This is a genomic window from Pseudomonas sp. LBUM1674 (assembly GCF_059695635.1).
This window is the reverse complement of the sequence record NZ_CP166779.1, coordinates 2,704,950-2,722,969: the sequence shown is the minus strand read 5'-3', so window position 1 is coordinate 2,722,969 and position 18,020 is coordinate 2,704,950. Positions and strand designations below refer to the sequence as shown.

16 protein-coding genes are annotated in these 18,020 nt (G+C 61.0%); 6 read left to right on the top strand and 10 right to left on the bottom strand.

All coding sequences use genetic code 11. The features are described 5' to 3' along the window. Positions 1 to 5: 5 nt before the first annotated feature. From ACA067_RS12695 to glcC, 6 genes are all read right to left on the bottom strand, one after another. Entirely contained in the window at positions 6 to 1,319 is a 1,314-nt protein-coding gene (locus tag ACA067_RS12695; RefSeq protein WP_497462075.1) for an MFS transporter, read from the bottom strand. Positions 1,320 to 1,386: 67 nt separating this feature from the next. Continuing rightward, positions 1,387 to 1,911, bottom strand: a complete 525-nt coding sequence (locus ACA067_RS12690; RefSeq protein ID WP_497462074.1) for a gamma carbonic anhydrase family protein — start codon at positions 1,909 to 1,911, stop codon at positions 1,387 to 1,389. A gap of 12 nt (positions 1,912 to 1,923) precedes the next feature. Then, positions 1,924 to 3,114 (bottom strand): CaiB/BaiF CoA transferase family protein, encoded by a 1,191-nt coding sequence (locus ACA067_RS12685; protein WP_497462073.1) that lies wholly within the window; start codon positions 3,112 to 3,114, stop codon positions 1,924 to 1,926. 22 nt (positions 3,115 to 3,136) lie between these two features. After that, positions 3,137 to 4,066, bottom strand: coding sequence for a hydroxymethylglutaryl-CoA lyase (locus ACA067_RS12680; protein ID WP_497462072.1), 930 nt, complete (start codon positions 4,064 to 4,066; stop codon positions 3,137 to 3,139). A gap of 104 nt (positions 4,067 to 4,170) precedes the next feature. Then, a complete protein-coding gene (locus ACA067_RS12675) occupies positions 4,171 to 5,082 on the bottom strand; it encodes a LysR family transcriptional regulator (RefSeq protein ID WP_497462071.1) in 912 nt (303 codons plus the stop codon). Continuing rightward, entirely contained in the window at positions 5,082 to 5,849 is a 768-nt protein-coding gene (gene glcC / locus ACA067_RS12670; protein WP_497462070.1) for a transcriptional regulator GlcC, read from the bottom strand. Before glcC ends, ACA067_RS12675 begins: the two co-directional genes overlap by 1 nt. A 234-nt stretch (positions 5,850 to 6,083) precedes the next feature. On the opposite strand from glcC, the gene glcD reads away from it, so the two are divergent. Genes glcD through ACA067_RS12645 form a run of 5 tightly spaced genes read left to right on the top strand, consistent with a single transcriptional unit; the run spans position 6,084 to position 12,514 of the window. Next, positions 6,084 to 7,583, top strand: coding sequence for a glycolate oxidase subunit GlcD (glcD, locus tag ACA067_RS12665; RefSeq protein WP_497462069.1), 1,500 nt, complete (start codon positions 6,084 to 6,086; stop codon positions 7,581 to 7,583). After that, positions 7,583 to 8,647: a glycolate oxidase subunit GlcE gene (gene glcE / locus ACA067_RS12660; RefSeq protein ID WP_497462068.1), complete on the top strand. Its 1,065-nt coding sequence runs from the start codon at positions 7,583 to 7,585 to the stop codon at positions 8,645 to 8,647. The genes glcD and glcE overlap by 1 nt, the downstream gene beginning before the upstream one ends. Before the next feature lie 3 nt (positions 8,648 to 8,650). Further along, positions 8,651 to 9,868, top strand: a complete 1,218-nt coding sequence (gene glcF, locus ACA067_RS12655; RefSeq protein ID WP_497462067.1) for a glycolate oxidase subunit GlcF — start codon at positions 8,651 to 8,653, stop codon at positions 9,866 to 9,868. Between the two features lie 19 nt (positions 9,869 to 9,887). Then, complete coding sequence (locus ACA067_RS12650) at positions 9,888 to 10,289, top strand: heme-binding protein (protein WP_497462066.1); 402 nt, start codon at positions 9,888 to 9,890, stop codon at positions 10,287 to 10,289. A gap of 50 nt (positions 10,290 to 10,339) precedes the next feature. Beyond that, positions 10,340 to 12,514, top strand: coding sequence for a malate synthase G (locus ACA067_RS12645; RefSeq protein WP_497462065.1), 2,175 nt, complete (start codon positions 10,340 to 10,342; stop codon positions 12,512 to 12,514). Here ACA067_RS12645 and ACA067_RS12640 read toward each other — a convergent pair. The 3 genes from ACA067_RS12640 to ACA067_RS12630 form a co-directional block, all read right to left on the bottom strand. Then, a complete protein-coding gene (locus tag ACA067_RS12640) occupies positions 12,463 to 13,812 on the bottom strand; it encodes an MFS transporter (RefSeq protein ID WP_497462064.1) in 1,350 nt (449 codons plus the stop codon). The two genes, ACA067_RS12645 and ACA067_RS12640, sit on opposite strands and share 52 nt — an antisense overlap. Before the next feature lie 150 nt (positions 13,813 to 13,962). Beyond that, positions 13,963 to 15,282 carry a type II toxin-antitoxin system HipA family toxin gene (locus tag ACA067_RS12635; RefSeq protein WP_497462063.1) on the bottom strand — a complete coding sequence of 440 codons (1,320 nt, stop codon included), beginning with the start codon at positions 15,280 to 15,282 and terminating at the stop codon, positions 13,963 to 13,965. Next, positions 15,272 to 15,598 carry a helix-turn-helix transcriptional regulator gene (locus ACA067_RS12630; RefSeq protein WP_497462062.1) on the bottom strand — a complete coding sequence of 109 codons (327 nt, stop codon included), beginning with the start codon at positions 15,596 to 15,598 and terminating at the stop codon, positions 15,272 to 15,274. Before ACA067_RS12630 ends, ACA067_RS12635 begins: the two co-directional genes overlap by 11 nt. A gap of 354 nt (positions 15,599 to 15,952) precedes the next feature. Between ACA067_RS12630 and yghX the strand changes: the two genes are divergently transcribed. Then, entirely contained in the window at positions 15,953 to 16,840 is an 888-nt protein-coding gene (gene yghX / locus ACA067_RS12625; protein ID WP_497462061.1) for a YghX family hydrolase, read from the top strand. Positions 16,841 to 16,853: 13 nt separating this feature from the next. Here yghX and ACA067_RS12620 read toward each other — a convergent pair whose 3' ends face one another. Continuing rightward, positions 16,854 to 18,020, bottom strand: coding sequence for a carboxylate-amine ligase (locus tag ACA067_RS12620; protein ID WP_497462060.1), 1,167 nt, complete (start codon positions 18,018 to 18,020; stop codon positions 16,854 to 16,856).

Sequence of the window (18,020 nt, the reverse complement as noted above, 5' to 3'; positions counted from 1 at the left end):
CCGGGTCAGGCCTTCGGATTCTTGACGAAGCACACGACCACAATGCACGCGAGCAGGATCATCGGCGCGATGGAAAGCATGCCCATGTAACTGGTCCCGGAGACATCGTTGATCTTGCCGACCATCACCGGCGCGACCATGCCGCTGAGTTGGCCGATGGAGTTGATCGCCGCCGTTCCACTGGCAATCGCCAACCCGGAGAAGGTCGATTGCGGAATGGTCCAGAAGATCGGGATCGCGATGAAGGTGCCCGCCGTGGCCAGCACCAGCGCCGCCATCATCGCCCAGGACGAACCGGAGAACAGGCAGGCCAGCAAGTACCCCACGGCCGCGAGCAACAGGCACATCACCAGGTACTTCTTGCGCTCGCCGGTGCGGTCCGAGAGGCGGGTCAGCCAGATCATGCCGATGCATGCCACGATGTAAGGCAGCGATGACAGCATGCCGACCCAGAATACGCTTTGCACCCCGGACGATTTAATCAGGTGCGGCATCCAGAAATTGATGCCGTAGGAGGCCATTTTGATCACGAAGTAGATCAGCGCCATGATCGCCACTTCCCGGGTCAGCAATACGCGCCACAGCGAGGCATGCACCGGCTTGGCTCTGGCCCGGTCATGTTCGAGGTTGGCCGCCAGCAGGTCTTTCTCGCCCCGGCTCAGCCACTTGGCCGACTCGATGTCCCGGTCCAGTTTCCACAGCACCAGCAGGCCCAGCAGCACACAGGGCAAGCCGGACATCAGGAAGAGCCAGTGCCAGCCCGCCAGGCCGAGCACGCCGTCCATCGTCCCCAACAGGATTCCGGCTGCCGGCCCGCCCAACGCACCGGCCAGCGGTACCGACAGGAACCACAGCCCGTTCATCTTCGCCAGGTGCTTTTTCGGGAACCAGCACGCCAGGTAGAACAGAATCGCCGGGCCGAAACCGGCTTCCATCACCCCAATCAGAAAACGCAGGAAGTACAGCGTGTATTGGGTATAGGCGAACATCAGGGCCGCGGTAGCCAGCCCCCAGGAAATCATGATCCGGCAGATCCAGGCCGGCGCGCCGTAGCGCTTGAGGCCCAGGCTGCTAGGCACTTCGAACAGCACATAACCGACGAAAAACATGCTCGCCGCCAGGCCATAGGCCGCATCGGACAAGCCCAGTTCCTGTTGCATCTGAACTTTGGCGAAGCTGATATTGATCCGGTCGAAATAGGAAAACAGAAAGCAAATGATGGCCAGCGGCATGATGCGCCAGGCCACCCGCCGATAAAGCAGCAACTCGTTGATTTCTTCGCTGCGCGCAAGCGGCATTGCGCCAGTCATGGCAACCATGGTGTTTCTCCGATTTTGTAATTATTGGAGAGAAGCAAAAATCCTTCAGGAAGTTGCTTAACGGGGTTTAGCTGATGCGAATCAATTTGTCCCTGTAAGCTTGGCCTTTGCTCACATAGTCCCGGGCATTGCCGTGCATGTCGGCGATGGCTTCAGACGTCAGTTCCCGCACGACCTTGGCCGGCGCCCCCAGAATCAGCGAGTTGTCCGGGAACACCTTGCCTTCGGTGACAATCGCGCCGGCACCGACCAGGCAGTTCCTGCCGATCACGGCGCCGTTGAGCACCACCGCCTGAATCCCGATCAGCGCACCGTCGCCGATGGTGCAGCCATGCAACATGGCCTGGTGGCCGATGGTGACGCCCTCGCCCACGGTCAGCGCGAAGCCGGGGTCGGCGTGCAACACCGCGCCTTCCTGCACGTTGCTGTGCTGGCCGATGCGAATCGGCTCGTTGTCACCACGCAGCACCGCCTGGGGCCAGACGCTGACGCCTTGCTCGAGCGTGACATTGCCGATGACGGTGGCGTCTTCGGCGACGAAGGTTTCGGCGTGGATGGCCGGGATAAGCGTGTCGTATTGATAGATAGCCATGGCAGCGTCTCCTCAGGCCTGAACGTCGGTTTTCAGCACGCCAGCGGCACACAGCTCGGCGATGTGTTCGTCGCTGTAACCGAGTTCGCGCATGACCTTGTGCGTATGCTCGCCGATGCGTGGAATCGAGCGCCGCGGTTGCAGACGCTCACCATCCAGGGACAACGGCAGCAACGGCATGGCGGTGAAGGATCCGTCTTCGAGCTCAAGATTGGCCAGGCCACCGCTTTGCAGCAGGTGCGGATCTTCGAACAATTCCTCCGGGCGACGTATCGGCGCGAAGGGAATGCTGTGGGCTTCGAGCTGCAAGGCCAGGGCCTGGGCGTCCATGGTGGCGAAGACTTCGGCCAGATGCGCCAGCAGCCGTGGGCGCTGCAGCACCCGGTCGTTGTTGGTGGCCAAGGTCTGGTCGTCGAGCAGCGCGGTCTGGCCCAGCAACTGGCACAAGGCGTTCCATTGTCCTTCGCCGGTGGCGGCAACGAACATCTGCTCACCGCCGGCAAACTCGAACACGTCATAGATCGCCCAGGCACTGATGCGGTTCGGCATTGGCGCGGCGGCCTGACCGGTCACGGCGTACTGCTGCATATGCTGGGCCGCGAGCAATACGCAGTTTTCGTACAGCGCGCTCTGCACCTCACGGCCGACGCCGGTGACGTGGCGGTCATTGAGCGCGGCAAGCACGCCGATGGCACCGAACATGCCGCCCATGATGTCGTTCACCGAGCTGCCGGCGCGCAACGGCCTGCCGACGGGGCCGGTCATGTAGGCCAGGCCGGCCATCATCTGCACCACTTCGTCCAGGGCCAGGCGATTGTCATACGGACCCTTGAGAAAGCCTTTGTGCGAGGCATAGATCAGGCGCGGGTTACGTTGATGAATCGCCTCGTAACCGAAGCCCAGCTCCTGCATGCGCCCGGGTTTGAAGTTCTCGATGAACACGTCGGCGGTGTCGATGAGTTCCAGTACGGCATCGCGCCCTTGCGCGGTGTTGACGTCGATGGCGATGCACTGCTTGTTGCGGTTGAAGGTGCGAAAGAACCCGGCACCTGCGCCCAGCAGACGGCGAGTACCGTCGCCGCGGGTCGGCTCGATCTTGATCACTTCGGCGCCGAGATCACCGAGGATCATCCCGCACGTCGGCCCCATCACCATGTGGGAGATTTCAACGACACGAATGCCGTCCAATGGAAGTCTGGACATTATTGTTTTCCTCTTCGCAGATTCAAGCGCGGCTGGCGGCTGGGGTGTAATTGAGTGGCAGGCCGGCGCGGGCAATACAGCCGTAAAGGGCTTCGTCGGGCAAGGCGACGCGCAGCACCTCGCGTGAGGCGATCAGCGCGGCCAGGTCGATGCCGGTGTCGTAGCCCATGCTTTGCAGCATGAACACCAGGTCTTCGGTCACGGTGTTGCCGGACGCACCCGGTGCGAACGGGCAACCGCCCAGGCCGGCCAGGGACGAATCGAGTTCGGTGATGCCTTGCTGCACCGCCACCAGGCTGTTGGCGAGCGCCAGGCCACGGGTGTCATGGAAATGCGCGGCCCTGAGCTTGTCGCCGGCAATGGCGCGAATCGCCTGCAAGGTGGTCGCTACCTGGCCGGGATTGGCGTAGCCGGTGGTGTCACCGAGGGACACCAGATCGCAACCGGCTTCGAGCACGTGGCCGGTCAATTCGCAGAGGTCGCTCAGCGGCACATCGCCCTGGCGGGTGCAGCCGAAAGCGACCGACATCCCGGCAATCAGCTGGACAGTATGCAAGCCCATCTCGGTGCGCAACTGGCACATCCGCGCCAGCTCCTCGACCATTTCCAGCGGTGTGCGCCGCACATTGGCCAGGCTATGGGCGGCGCTGACAGAGACCGGCGCGATGATGCGATGCGCACCGGATTCCAGCGCGTCGCGGCAGCCGCGCAGGTTCGGCGCCAAAACCGAGACCACCAGATCGGGGTAGCTCAAGGCATGGGCCACCACTTCCCTGGCATCGGCCATTTGCGGCAGCAGTCTGGCGGGCACGAAGGACGCGACTTCCATGTGGCGTACGCCGGCGGCATAGGCTGCATCGATCCATTGGCGTTTGGCGGTGGTGGGCATGATGGCTTGAAGGCTCTGCAAACCATCGCGCATGCCGACTTCGTTGATCGTTATTGTTGTCATGAAGTTCTCTCACAGGCTGAAGCACAGGCCCAGACTAGAGAGACCGCGAGGCGGCGAAAAGACGTGATTCACGGCCAGATCCATCGTCAACCGCGATGGATGGATCAGAGCATCGATTGGCGCGGCGGTGCACGCAGCAGCAGATGGTCCAGCAGACGACGCGCCGACAGGGACAGCGCCTCACGGTCGCGCACGCAGATAACAAACTCGCCCAGCGCCCAATCGTCGGTCAGGGGAATGATGCGCAGGTCGAACAGTTGCGCGTAGCGCGCCACCGCTTCCAGCGGAAACACCGCCAGTCCCAGCCCGAACTGCACCAGCCGGAACGCGGCATCGAATGACGATACATAGGAGCGGAAACGCAACTCCCGGCCATGCTTCACCGCGTCTTCGCGCATGAACGTATTGAGGGTGGCGAAGGCCGACAATCCCAGATGATCAAAGTCCAGTGTCTCTTCGAAGGCGATGCTGCTGCGCTCGGCCAAGGGATGACTCGCACTCACCACCACCGCGAGATGGTCCTGACGGTAAGGCAGGAATTCCAGGTCGCCCACGGCCATCGAGCGCCGGCAGATGCCCAGATCGGCATTGCCCTCGGCCACCCCGCGCACGACATCGGGGCTGAAACGCTCTTCGATGTCGGCCTGGATTCGCGGATTGTCCAACATGAAAGCGGAGAGTTCTTCCGGCAGAAACTCCATGATCGACGATACGTTCGCCAAGACCCGCACATGCCCGCGAGCCCCTTCGGCGTATTCGCCGAGCTCGCTGTCGAGCCGTTCCATCGCCCGGGTCAGTGACCGCGCATGCCGCAGCAAAGCCAGCCCCGCCGGCGTCGGTTCGACCCCGCGCTTGCTGCGCTTGAGCAGCGGCGTACCGAAACGCGCCTCGATGTCGGAAATACGCTTGCTGACCGCCGAAGGTGCGATGAAGGCCCGCTCACTGGCCCGGGCAATGGTGCCTTCGTCGCAGACCAGGATGAACAGGTGCAAGGACAAGTGATCCAGGTGCTGCATCAGGTCCACCCCTCAAGTCGCAATGTAGCGCGCACCAGCCGTTGCTCCTCGCCTTCGATTTCCTTGAGGTGTTCACAGATGCTCTGGATATGCGCAATGGCCGCCTTGCGTGCCTGTTCCGGCATGCGCCCGGTGACGGCGTTGTAGAGCCGTGCGTGATGGCGGTCGATCTGGCGCTTTTGCGGTTCACGGTGGTAGAGGTTGTTGACCGAGGCAAAGACCGTGTTGAGCAGCAAGTCCGTCAGCGAGCGCAAGGTCTGCACCAGCACCGGGTTGTGCGAGGCCTCGCAGATGGCCAGGTGAAAGGCATGGTCGAGCCGGGCGTGTTCGGATGCCTCCAGCGAACGGTTGTGGGCATCGAGCAACGCTTGGTAGCTGCGGGTGATGAGGACAAAGTCGGCGTCGGTGCCACGCAAGGCCGCCAGGCGCGCGGATTCGCCCTCGAGCAGGCTGCGGACCTCGAACAGATCATAAAGGGTGCGTGGCTGCGAGCTGAACAGGTGCATCAGCGGTGATACGCCACCGTGACCAGAAAGATCGGCGACGAATGAGCCCTTGCCCTGCTCGGTCCTGATAATACCGCGAGCACGTAACAGCTTCAGCCCTTCACGCAGTGCCGTGCGCGAGACGCCGAGTTTTTCCGTCAGGCGCCGCTCCGAAGGCAACAGCTGCCCGGTCTTGAGCACCCCATCGACGATCAGCCGTTCGATGCGCTCACAGACCACGTCTGCGACTTGCGGATTACGACTCGTTTCTGCGTTTGCCATCAATCCTCCAACTGGTATGACCAGCTGCATCAATACAATCAAGCTTATGCAAACACGCTTATAAACTGTTGTTTTATCGTCAGTTTTTTGGATAAACCTGAAAATAGCGCATAAAAAACTGGTTCGACCAGTCAAACAACGCATAGACAGTAGACCGCCTCGGGCCAATGATGCAAGGGAGCGTTATCCGCAAACAGGACTCTAATAAAAACAACCGAGTGCCGTGAACCGCCTATGAACATCCTCTACGATGAACGCGTCGACGGTGTCTTGCCTGATGTCGACAGAACCGTCCTGATCCAGGCATTGCAAACGCGACTGCCGGAGCTGGAAATCCTGCATCAGCGCGAAGAGCTCAAGCCGTACGAATGCGACGGACTGTCTGCCTACCGCACCACGCCCATGCTGGTGGTGCTGCCCCGTCACCTCGACGAGGTGCAAGGCGTGCTGCGAATCTGCCACGAACTGCAGGTTCCGGTGGTCGCCCGCGGCGCCGGCACCGGCTTGTCCGGTGGTGCATTGCCCCTGGAAAAAGGCGTGCTGCTGGTGATGGCGCGCTTCAACAACATCCTGCACATCGATCCCGCCGCCCGCACCGCCCGGGTCCAGCCGGGGGTGCGCAATCTGGCAATCTCCCAGGCGGCGGCGCCGTTCGGCCTGTACTACGCGCCGGACCCTTCCTCGCAGATCGCCTGCTCCATCGGTGGCAACGTGGCGGAAAACGCCGGTGGCGTGCATTGCCTGAAGTACGGGCTGACCGTGCACAACCTGCTCAAGGTCGACATCCTGACCGTCGACGGCGAGCACCTGAGCCTGGGTTCGAATGCCCTCGACTCCCCGGGGTTCGATCTGCTGGCGCTGTTCACCGGTTCCGAAGGCATGCTCGGGGTGATCACCGAAGTCACGGTCAAGCTGCTGCCCAAACCACAGACCGCCAAGGTGCTGCTGGCAGCGTTTGACTCCGTTGAAAAGGCCGGGCGCGCGGTGGGCGACATCATTGCCGCCGGCATCATCCCCGGCGGCCTGGAAATGATGGACAACCTGGCCATCCGCGCCGCCGAAGACTTCATCCACGCGGGCTATCCGGTGGACGCCGAAGCGATTCTGCTGTGTGAACTCGATGGCGTCGAAGCCGACGTCCACGACGACTGCGACCGCGTGCGTCAGGTGCTGGAACAGGCCGGCGCCACCGAAGTGCGCCTGGCCAAGGATGAAGCCGAACGGGTGCGTTTCTGGGCCGGGCGCAAGAATGCCTTTCCGGCGGTGGGTCGCCTCTCGCCAGATTATTACTGCATGGACGGCACCATCCCGCGTCGCGAACTGCCCGGCGTGCTGCAAGCCATTGCCGCGTTGTCGACCGAGTACGACCTGCGGGTGGCCAACGTTTTCCACGCCGGTGACGGCAACATGCACCCGTTGATTCTGTTCGATGCCAATCAACCGGGCGAACTCGATCGCGCCGAAGCCCTGGGCGGCAAGATCCTTGAATTGTGCGTGAAGGTCGGTGGCAGCATTACCGGCGAACACGGTGTGGGCCGGGAGAAGATCAACCAGATGTGTGCGCAGTTCAACAGCGATGAGCTGACCCTGTTCCATGCGGTCAAGGCCGCCTTCGATCCGAGCGGTTTGCTCAACCCCGGCAAGAATATTCCGACACTGCACCGCTGCGCCGAGTTTGGCGCCATGCACGTTCACATGGGGCAGATGCCCTTCCCTGAACTGGAGCGTTTCTGATGCGCAGCGAACAGGATATCGATGACAGCAGCGTCTTGCTCGAACAGGTCAACCAGGCCCTGCAAAACGCTACGCCGCTGCGCATTCAGGGTGCCAACAGCAAGGCGTTCCTGGGCCGCATCGTTGCCGGTGAAGTGCTGGATACACGCTCGCACCGGGGCATCGTCAGCTACGACCCGACCGAACTGGTGATCACCGTCCGCTGCGGTACGCCATTGGCCGAACTCGCGCAAGTGCTGGACGCGGCGCAGCAGATGCTGCCCTGCGAACCGCCGTCCTTCGGTGACGACGCCACCGTGGGCGGCATGATCGCCAGCGGGCTGTCGGGACCGCGTCGCCCTTGGTCAGGCTCGGTTCGGGACTTCGTGCTCGGCACCCGGGTCATCACCGGCCTTGGCAAGCATTTGCGCTTCGGTGGCGAAGTCATGAAAAACGTCGCCGGCTACGACCTGTCGCGCCTGATGGCCGGCAGCTACGGTTCCCTTGGGGTGATCACCGAAGTCTCGCTCAAGGTCCTGCCCAAACCGCGGCAATGCTTGAGCATCAGTCTCGATATGGACAGCGATCGCGCCCTGCTGCGCCTGGCGGAATGGGGCCAGCAACCGCTGCCGATCAGCGCTGCGTGCCACGACGGTCAGCGCCTGCATCTGCGGCTCGAGGGTGGCGAGGGCTCGGTGACGGCGGCCCATGACCGCTTGGGTGGCGAGCTGCTGGATGCTGCGTACTGGGCGGACCTCAACGAACATCGCTTGAGTTTCTTCGACGAGGACCAGCCGCTCTGGCGCCTGTCGGTGCCGCACAACACCCCTCGACTGTCCCTGCCCGGTCGGCAGCTGATCGACTGGGGCGGCGCGCAGCGCTGGCTCAAATCCGACGCCGAAGCCTCGTTCATCCGCTCGATCGTCGATGAGGTCGGCGGGCATGTGACCTGCTACAGCCATGGCCTGATCGACAGCCCGTTCCAGCCGCTGCCGCCGGCACTGCTGCGTTATCACCGCAGCCTCAAGCAGCAACTCGATCCCCGGGGCATCTTCAACCCCGGTCGCCTGTACGCGGAGCTTTGACCCATGCAGACCACCTTGAGCGAACACGCCCGCCAGCTGCCCCGCGCCGAAGAAGCTGAAAGTATCCTGCGCACCTGCGTGCATTGCGGTTTCTGCAATGCCACCTGCCCGACCTATCAGTTGCTCGGCGATGAACTGGATGGCCCGCGAGGGCGCATCTACCTGATCAAGCAGGTGCTGGAAGGCAACGAAGTCACACAGAAAACCCAACAGCATCTGGATCGCTGCCTGTCCTGCCGCAACTGTGAAACCACCTGCCCTTCCGGTGTCGACTACCACAACTTGCTCGACATCGGCCGCGCGGTGGTCGATGCCGCCGTGCCGCGTTCGATTGACCAACGCCTGTTGCGCGAAGGATTGCGCGGCGTCGTGCCCAATCCGCGACTGTTCAAGGCGCTGGTCAGCAGCGGCCAGGTGTTCCGCGCGTTGCTGCCCACCACCTTGCAGGCCAAATTGCCGCGCCGCGTTTACCCGGCCAAACCGCGCCCGGTCACTCGCCACGCCCGGCAGGTGCTGATGCTCGAAGGTTGCGTGCAGCCGAGCCTGTCGCCCAATACCAACGCGGCCACAGCCCGCGTCCTGGATCGACTGGGGATCAGCGTCACAGCCACTCGCGAGGCAGGCTGCTGCGGCGCCGTGGATTATCACCTCGACGCCCAGGCCGCCGGCCTCGATCGCGCCCGACGCAACATCGATGCCTGGTGGCCGAGCATTGAAAACGGAGCCGAAGCCATCGTGCAAACGGCCAGCGGTTGCGGCGCCTTCATCAAAGATTACGGGCACCTGCTCAGCGCCGACCCGGCCTATGCCGAGAAGGCGAAAAAGGTCAGCGCCCTGGCCAAGGACCTGGTCGAAGTGCTGCGCGACGAGCCACTGGAAAAGCTCGGCGTGCACAGCGACCAGCGCCTCGCGTTTCATTGCCCCTGCACCTTGCAGCACGCACAGAAACTCGGTGGCGCGGTCGAGTCAATCCTGACCCGCCTGGGCTTCAGCCTCACGCCCGTGCCTGACAGTCATCTGTGCTGTGGCTCGGCAGGCACCTATTCAGTGACCCAACCCGAACTGTCCCGGCAACTGCGCGACAACAAGCTCAATGCGCTGGAAAGCGGACACCCCGAAGTCATCGTCACCGCCAATATCGGCTGTCAGTCGCACCTCGACGGTGCGGGCCGAACCCCGGTCAGGCACTGGATCGAACTGGTCGAAGCCGCATTGCCTTAACCCAACCCTGGAGCACCCCATGAACAGCAAAGCCGTACTGAGCCAGACCGAAGTCAGCCAGATCCTCGCTGCCGCACGCACCGAAGCACAGAACAACCAGTGGGCCGTGACTATCGTGATCGTCGACGACGGCGGTCACCCGCTGGCCCTCGAACGCCTCGACGGTTGCGCCCCCATCGGCGCCTACATCGCCACCGAAAAGGCCCGCACTTCGGCCCTGGGCCGGCGCGAGTCCAAAGGCTATGAAGAGATGGTCAACGGTGGGCGCCACGCCTTCTTGTCCGCGCCCCTGCTGACCTCCCTGGAAGGCGGCGTGCCGATCATCGTCGACGGCCAGGTCATCGGTGCCGTCGGGGTGTCCGGGGTCAAGGCCGAGCAGGATGCGCAAGTGGCCAAAGCCGGCGCGCAAAGCCTGAAATGAACAGGGCGCGACTCGCGCTCGATAGACACTGTGTGATGGAGATGCAAAAAGTGACCGATTTCGTCAACTGCCAAGGCCTCAAGGTCGCGCCCGTCCTGCAACGTTTCGTTGAGGTGGACGTGCTGCCGGGCACCGGTCTGGACCCACAAACTTTCTGGGGCGGGTTCGCCGCGCTGGTGCATGAATTGGCGCCGCAGAACCGCGCGCAGCTGGCTGAACGGGATCGCCTGCAAACCGAACTGGATACTTGGCACCGTGCCCACCCGGGACCGATAAGCAACATGCCGGCCTATCGCGACTTCCTCAGCGGGATCGGCTACCTGCAAGCGCAACCAGCTGACGTCAAGGTCAGCACCAGCAACGTCGATACAGAGATCAGTGTGCAGGCCGGCCCGCAACTGGTGGTCCCGGCCGTCAACGCGCGTTATGCACTCAATGCCGCCAATGCCCGCTGGGGATCGCTGTACGACGCACTGTACGGCACCGATGTGATTTCCCATGACGACGGCGCCGAGCCAGGCCGGGCCTACAATCCCGTACGCGGAGCGAAAGTCATCGCGTTTGCCCGGGCGTTCCTCGACCAGGCCTTCCCCTTGAGCAGCGGCTCCCATGCAGCGGTGACCCGTTACCAGATCGAAGGCGGTACACTGCAGGCCACCTTGAGCGACGGCAGCCAGACCGGCCTGGCCAACGCCGCGCAGTACATCGGCTTCCAAGGCTCGCTGGTCGATCCTGCGGCCATTCTGCTGAAAAACAACGACCTGCACGTGGAGATCCAGATCGACCGGCAGAGCGTCATCGGTCAGGCCGACGCTGCCGGGGTCAAGGACCTGCTGCTGGAGGCGGCACTCTCGACCATCATCGATTGTGAAGACTCGGTGGCGGCGGTCGACGCCGATGACAAGGTGCAGGTCTACCGCAATTGGCTGGGGCTGATGAAGGGCGACCTGAAAGAGGACCTGGAGAAAAACGGCAAGACCATCACCCGCCGGCTGAATCCGGACCGAGAGTACACCGCCGCCGATGGCACTGCATTGAAGCTGCACGGGCGCTCACTGCTGTTCATTCGCAACGTCGGGCATCTGATGACCAGCCCGGCGATTCTCGACAATGGCGGGCTGGAAATTCCGGAAGGGATTCTCGACGGCGTCATCACCAGCCTGATCGCCCTGCATGACCTGCAACGCCGCGGCAACTCCCGCACCGGCAGCGTCTACATCGTCAAACCGAAAATGCACGGCCCCGCCGAAGTGGCCTTCGCCGAGCAATTGTTCAGCCGCATCGAAGACCTGCTGCAGCTCGAACGCCATACCCTGAAAATGGGCATCATGGATGAAGAGCGCCGCACCAGCGTCAACCTCAAGGCCTGCATTGCCGCCGCGTCCTCACGGGTCGCTTTCATCAACACCGGCTTCCTCGATCGCACCGGTGACGAGATGCACAGCGCCATGCACGCCGGTGCGATGCTGCGCAAAGGCGACATGAAAGGCACGCAGTGGATCGAGGCCTACGAACTCAACAACGTGCTGGTCGGCCTGGACTGCAACCTGCGCGGCCGGGCCCAGATCGGCAAAGGCATGTGGGCCATGCCGGACCGGATGGCCGACATGCTCAAACAGAAAGTCGCCCACCCGCAAGCCGGCGCCAACACCGCCTGGGTGCCTTCGCCAACCGCCGCTACTTTGCATGCGCTGCATTACCACCAGGTCAAGGTGCGCAGCGTGCAGGAAGCGCTTGAACGCACGGATTTCAGTGGCGTCAGCCAGTCGTTGCTGGAGGGCTTGCTCAGCGTGCCGGTGGTAACCGATCCATCATGGTCGGCGGAGGAGATTCGTCAGGAAGTCGAAAACAACGCGCAAGGCTTGCTGGGGTATGTGGTGCGTTGGGTCGAACAAGGCATCGGCTGCTCCAAGGTGCCCGACATCCATAACGTGGGGCTAATGGAAGACCGCGCGACCCTGCGCATTTCCAGCCAGCACATGGCCAACTGGTTGCTGCACGGCGTTATCACCCGGGAGCAGACTGTCGAGATATTGCAGCGCATGGCGCGGGTCGTCGACGAACAGAACGCCGGCGATCCCCTGTACACACCGATGGCGCCTGACTTCGAACAGTCGGTGGCGTTTCAAGCGGCGTGTGCGCTGGTGTTCGAAGGTGGCGCGCAACCCAATGGCTATACCGAACCGTTGCTGCATAAATTCCGGCTGAGATTCAAACAGCGCTGAACCTGTGGGAGCCGGCTTGCTGGCGAAGGCGTCTTCATGGGCGCTGCAAGGCTCGAGACCGCCTTCGCTGCGGTGCGGCGATCCGACAAGCCAGCTCCTACAATTGTCAGGCCGTGTGGTAACGCCTTTGCCGGTGGTGCGGCTGACAAAATCACATCATTGGACACCGTTGCGATCGCACCCACGCCGATGTTCAGCAAGGCAAACGCCACGACCAAAACGGTAAGGTTGCTGCCCATGCTGGCGACCAGCAAAAACGCCGCTCCAGCAAAGGCCATGAGAATCGGTACCAGCACATGCACTTGAACTCGCTGCGCGACAGGCACGACCGCCATCCCCACCACAATCGCCATGACCTGGCCCGGTATCAACACAAGACTGGCACTCAAGGGCGACATCTGGAGAACAATCTGCAGGAACTGAGTAGTGAAGAATACGAAGCCTACGAGGAATGCCAGGCTCATCAGGTTGATCAGCACGGAACTGCTAAAGGTGCCGTTGCGGAACAGACTCAGGTCCATCAGCGGCACAGGCAATCGTAACTGCCGATGCACAAACACCCAGCCCGCGACTACGCCCACTGCAAATGCTGTCAACGCCATCCAATCGATACCATTACTGGCGCTGTGTTTAATGCCATAAACAATGGCGCCCAGGGCTACCATCGACTGCAGAATGCTTATCGGATCCAGTGGCCCTGAAGAGTCTCGTTCGGATTCGGGTAACAACAGAGGCCCCAGCACCAGCAACGGCACCAACACGGGTACCGCCAACAGGAAAATCGACCCCCAACTGAAGAACTCCAACAACACCCCACCCACCAAAGGACCGAGCGCCGAACCTACCGTCAACGTTGTCGCCCAGATCGCGACCGCAAGTCTGCGCTCTTCTCGATCCTCGAACACCGAACGTATCAACGCCAACGTTGAGGGCATCAGCATCGCACCGAAAACACCCATACACGCTCGCCCGGCAATCAGTTGCAGGGCGGTATCGGAATACGCCGTCAGCACCGACACTATGGCAAACCCCAAAGACCCGGCCAGCAATAACTTACGATGACCGATTCGATCCCCCAGGCTCCCCATCGACACCAGCAATCCCGCCAATACCAGCGAATAAGCATCGATCATCCACAATTGCTGGCTGGCGCTCGGGTGCAGGGCTTCGGCGATCTTTGGCAACGCGAATCCAAGCACTGTGTTGTCTACTGTCACCAGCAATACGGGTAGCATCAGCACGCTTAGGCCTAACCACCGTTTTGATCTGCGTTGTGTTGCCACTCCTGTCAACGTCATTAATGACACTCCTTATCATGTAATAAATTTCACTTCCCTCCTTGGAAGAAAAGAACACTTCTATAATTTCGTTATATTACGATTCAACAAGCTATTTGTTTCTTAGTGTATCTGCGAGATGATTTCACCCACCTCCAGCCAAGCTAATATTCAGAACTGCCGGACTGGCAATGTGCGCCTCACATCCTCAGCCAGCGCCCGGATATCCTGGTCATTCTCCTGCAAATTCTCGAAAGCAAACGCATTCAATACCTGCCGAGTGGCCAGTACGTTGCGGTCAATCTGGTTGATACCAGACTCCTGACACACAGCCTCCCAGTGAACCCGGAGACCTTCGATCTGCCCCAGAACAATCTGCCTGGCTCGGCCACGGTCCAGCAGGAACAGATGCGCGGCGTCCAGGCACAGGGCGATCTGGCTCTGGTTGGCGCCCCCCATGATGAGCATGCCCTGGCTCGCTACGTTTCCTGAGCGGTTCTGCGGGCAGATGTCATAGGCTGGCGTCAGGCTATAGGCTTTGCCGTCAAAAAAAGCCGCATGGTTACGTGCATGGTCATCTGTGTTCCCACAGAGAATGTTGAACACGAGCCGGGAGAACAGCTCATGCAAATCTCGCTTGGGGTCGTGGAAATATTTCCTGATGAGGTGCGTGAGGTCTTCATAGCTCGTGTAGCGAGCCATCATCTCATCCAGCCCTAACAGCGTCAGGGCCGACACCATAATGCGCCTTGCCCAACCCCCCGGTTGCGGGACACGGTCGAAGCGCTCGATCAGCAGTACATCCTTGCCCAAAACCTGCTGGATCTTTACCGGTGCGGCATCAAGTCCCAGCAAGCGTGCCAGGCGCATCATGATGAACTCCGACTTGACGACACTGACCGTATCGTTAGATGCAGAGAACTTGGCTACATACTTCGCATCATCTGCCTTGATGAGCGCTTTGGGGCGTGCACCACCGATAGATGATCCATGGCGCAGAGCTTGATCCAGCTCCGCCGTCAGAGGAATTCCCTTCTCTACCAGCTCGGCAGCATTGAGCAGGTCTTCAAGCGTGGCGTTGTCGTTGCTACGTGACACATACTCGGTCGGTGACAACTGAAAATCCAGGGCGCCAATACGGTCGGAGCCGGACTCGAGCATATACGTCTGCTCATCCAGGTCTTGATCGTAAGCCGCGAGTCCGGCTTTCCCGTATAGGCGATTGATGATGACGCGTCGCCCCCAGGCATCGGGAGATGCGTCACGTATTCCGCTGGCAATTTTCAATCCTGCTGGCGGCTCGATCATTTCTGTACCCAGCGGCAGCTCGAGATTGTTCAGTGGGATGGCCTGGGGATTCTTCAGGTAGCTTTGACCGTAAAGAAAAGCAAACCGGCCATCGCGTCGTCTCACCAACCTGCCGGCGACGACAGGCTCTGTGCTGCCCGGCAACCACATCCATACGTAACAGACTTGATCCTCAGAAGGCATTGCTCACCTCCTTTTTGGAGTCGCGCGCAGAAGCCGGGAGCAAGGCGATTTTATCCGTGAGAATACCGATCAAGGTGCTCTGGCCCATTGGCGACTCAAACAATTCGATACCCAGTAGATGAGCCACCTCGAACGCCACGCCTATTTCACAGCCTGGCTCACATTTCTCGAGGCGCTGTATGAGGCTGCGGGAGACACCGGCCCGCTCAGCCAGCTGCTGCAGGGTCAACCCACGCTCTTTCCGCTTGAGCTGGATCAGTTTCCCCAGAATCTCGAGTGCCTTGAAGGTGTGGGGCGAATAGGTGCGGTTGGCCATGATGGACACTCTTCATACGATGAAAAGAATTTAGCAGCGAACACACCTTCAGGCAACATAAATACCCGTATACAATTCACTAAACAGCCTTATGACTCATATATAGGTAAATCCATAAAATTTACGCAAAACTCACTTCGAGCCAGCTAATGTACCCGTATACGGCTCACGAACGTACTTAATGTATTTTTTACGGGTATTTTTCCTAATTAATCCGAACCAAAAGCGTTGCTCGATAACGGCGATCGTTTAATCTGCACTTCAAGCACCGGGCCTTGAGCGACTACGCTCGATAATTACCGCTCACATCGTCGACCCGCCAGCCACCCGACCCGCCCAAAAGGAAGCGCACAGATGACCCGTCTCACTGCGAAAGACTTTGCCCCGGAACTGCTCGAGCTGTACGACTACTACGCCCACGGCAAGATCAACCGGCGCGAGTTTCTCGATCGTGCGGCGTTGTTCACCCTGGGCGGTTTGACGGCCAGCGCGCTCCTCGCGGCGCTGAGCCCGAACTATGCGCTCGCCGAGCAGGTCGAGTTTACCGACCCGGACATCATCGCCGAGTACGTCACCTACCCCTCGCCCAAGGGCAACGGGCAGGTTCGTGGTTATCTGGTACGTCCGGCGAAGGCCAGCGGCAAGGTGCCGGCGGTGGTGGTGGTGCATGAAAACCGTGGGCTCAACCCCTACATCGAGGACGTCGCGCGGCGCGTGGCCAAGGCCGGTTTCATCGCCCTCGCCCCCGATGGCCTGACGTCGGTCGGCGGCTATCCGGGCAACGACGACAAAGGCCGGGAGCTGCAAGCGACAGTCGACCCTGAAAAGCTCATGAATGATTTTTTCGCCGCGATCGAGTGGCTGATGAAGCACGACGCAACGACTGGCAAAGTCGGCATCACCGGATTCTGTTACGGCGGTGGCGTGGTCAATGCCGCGGCCGTGGCTTATCCGGAACTGGCGGCTGGCGTGTCCTTTTATGGCCGCCAGGCAGAGGCCAAGGACGTCCCTCGCATCAAGGCGCCGTTGATGCTGCACTATGGCGAGCTGGATACCCGTATCAACGAAGGTTGGCCGGCCTTTGAGAAGGCGTTGAAAGCCGCGGGCAAGACCTATGAAGCCTACATTTATCCGGGTGCCAACCACGGTTTCCATAACGACTCCACGCCTCGGTACGATGACGCGGCGGCAAGGTTGGCCTGGGACCGGACGCTGGAGTGGTTTCGACGGTATCTGGTTTAGCGCTGAGTTCGGGTCATGATTCACACACTGCTCGATTCGGGTCCTTGCTGATGCACGGTTGCTCCGCCGTCTCCATCAGCAACTGATCCACCACACCCGCCAGCGCGGCCTGCGCATCCCCGGTGCTACCCAGGACTTGCTCGTAGAGGTTGCGCTGTCGCTCGGCACTGGTACCGTCCCGGAGAATCCGGCGCGCCTGGGAAAAGACCTCCTCCACGCCCATTGCCTGCGCTGCATCGCCAAAGATCTGCTCTGCCATGAACAGCCACTGCTCGGCAGAGAAAGGCCGGTCGTAACCCTGGACAATGAAAGACGCGCGGGTTCCGGTTCGTTTCGCCCGCCAGCGATTTTCCTGGAGGATCCATCGCGATTGCTGTGACCAGCTCGATCCCGGGCGGGGTTGATCGATGGCACAGGCAACCAGTAATCGAAACAGAGCGGCAATGCACAAGGCATCCTCCAGGTGCGGGCAGGCATCCGTCATCCGCAGCTCCAGGGTCGGAAACCGGGTGGCGGGTCGTACACCCCACCAGCATTCGCTGGCCTGGCGGATGGCGCCGGTACGGATCAGCAAGTCGACGTAGGCGTCATAGGCACCTTGATCTTCGAAGTACTCTGGAACACCCATCCTCGGCCACTCATCACAGGCCGTCTGGCGATAGCTCATGAAGCCGCTGTCGGCGCCGTTCCAAAAAGGCGAGGAACTGCTCAGTGCCAACAACAACGGCATCCATGGCAAGACTTCGTTCATCACTTGAATGCGATCCAGATGACCGGGCACTTCAACATGCACGTGCAGACCGGATAGCAGGCTACGCCGGGCGACGTGCTGGTAATCTTCGAACAGTTTGAGAAAGTGCGTTTGCTCTGTGGCCTGTTGCGTACGCCAATCGGCCAAAGGATGACTGCCGGCGGTGAGCAATCCCAGACCATAGGGTTGGAGCGCGAGCCGCAACTTTTGGCGAGTAGTCCCCAGGTACTCCGAGGCTTGCGCAAGACTGGTGAAGATCGGGGAAGCGACTTCGATCTGCCCCTGGAACATCTCATGGGCAAAACAATCGCCCAGCACCGCCTTGCACGCGTCAATCGCAGCGCCGGGGGGCTTGCCGCACATGCACCGGGAGTCCAGGTCGGTGATGAAGTATTCCTCTTCCATGCCAAACTTCAGGTGTCTGTTCAT

Bases quoted from the DNA above. Each gene is read 5' to 3' on its own strand.
- ACA067_RS12695 (WP_497462075.1), bottom strand. From the start codon at position 1,319: ATGGTTGCCATGACTGGCGCAATGCCGCTTGCGCGCAGCGAAGAAATC.
- ACA067_RS12690 (WP_497462074.1), bottom strand. From the start codon at position 1,911: ATGGCTATCTATCAATACGACACGCTTATCCCGGCCATCCACGCCGAA.
- ACA067_RS12685 (WP_497462073.1), bottom strand. From the start codon at position 3,114: ATGTCCAGACTTCCATTGGACGGCATTCGTGTCGTTGAAATCTCCCAC.
- ACA067_RS12680 (WP_497462072.1), bottom strand. From the start codon at position 4,066: ATGACAACAATAACGATCAACGAAGTCGGCATGCGCGATGGTTTGCAG.
- ACA067_RS12675 (WP_497462071.1), bottom strand. From the start codon at position 5,082: ATGCAGCACCTGGATCACTTGTCCTTGCACCTGTTCATCCTGGTCTGC.
- glcC (WP_497462070.1), bottom strand. From the start codon at position 5,849: ATGGCAAACGCAGAAACGAGTCGTAATCCGCAAGTCGCAGACGTGGTC.
- glcD (WP_497462069.1), top strand. From the start codon at position 6,084: ATGAACATCCTCTACGATGAACGCGTCGACGGTGTCTTGCCTGATGTC.
- glcE (WP_497462068.1), top strand. From the start codon at position 7,583: ATGCGCAGCGAACAGGATATCGATGACAGCAGCGTCTTGCTCGAACAG.
- glcF (WP_497462067.1), top strand. From the start codon at position 8,651: ATGCAGACCACCTTGAGCGAACACGCCCGCCAGCTGCCCCGCGCCGAA.
- ACA067_RS12650 (WP_497462066.1), top strand. From the start codon at position 9,888: ATGAACAGCAAAGCCGTACTGAGCCAGACCGAAGTCAGCCAGATCCTC.
- ACA067_RS12640 (WP_497462064.1), bottom strand. From the start codon at position 13,812: ATGACGTTGACAGGAGTGGCAACACAACGCAGATCAAAACGGTGGTTA.
- ACA067_RS12635 (WP_497462063.1), bottom strand. From the start codon at position 15,282: ATGCCTTCTGAGGATCAAGTCTGTTACGTATGGATGTGGTTGCCGGGC.
- ACA067_RS12630 (WP_497462062.1), bottom strand. From the start codon at position 15,598: ATGGCCAACCGCACCTATTCGCCCCACACCTTCAAGGCACTCGAGATT.
- yghX (WP_497462061.1), top strand. From the start codon at position 15,953: ATGACCCGTCTCACTGCGAAAGACTTTGCCCCGGAACTGCTCGAGCTG.
- ACA067_RS12620 (WP_497462060.1), bottom strand. From the start codon at position 18,020: ATGAACAGACACCTGAAGTTTGGCATGGAAGAGGAATACTTCATCACC.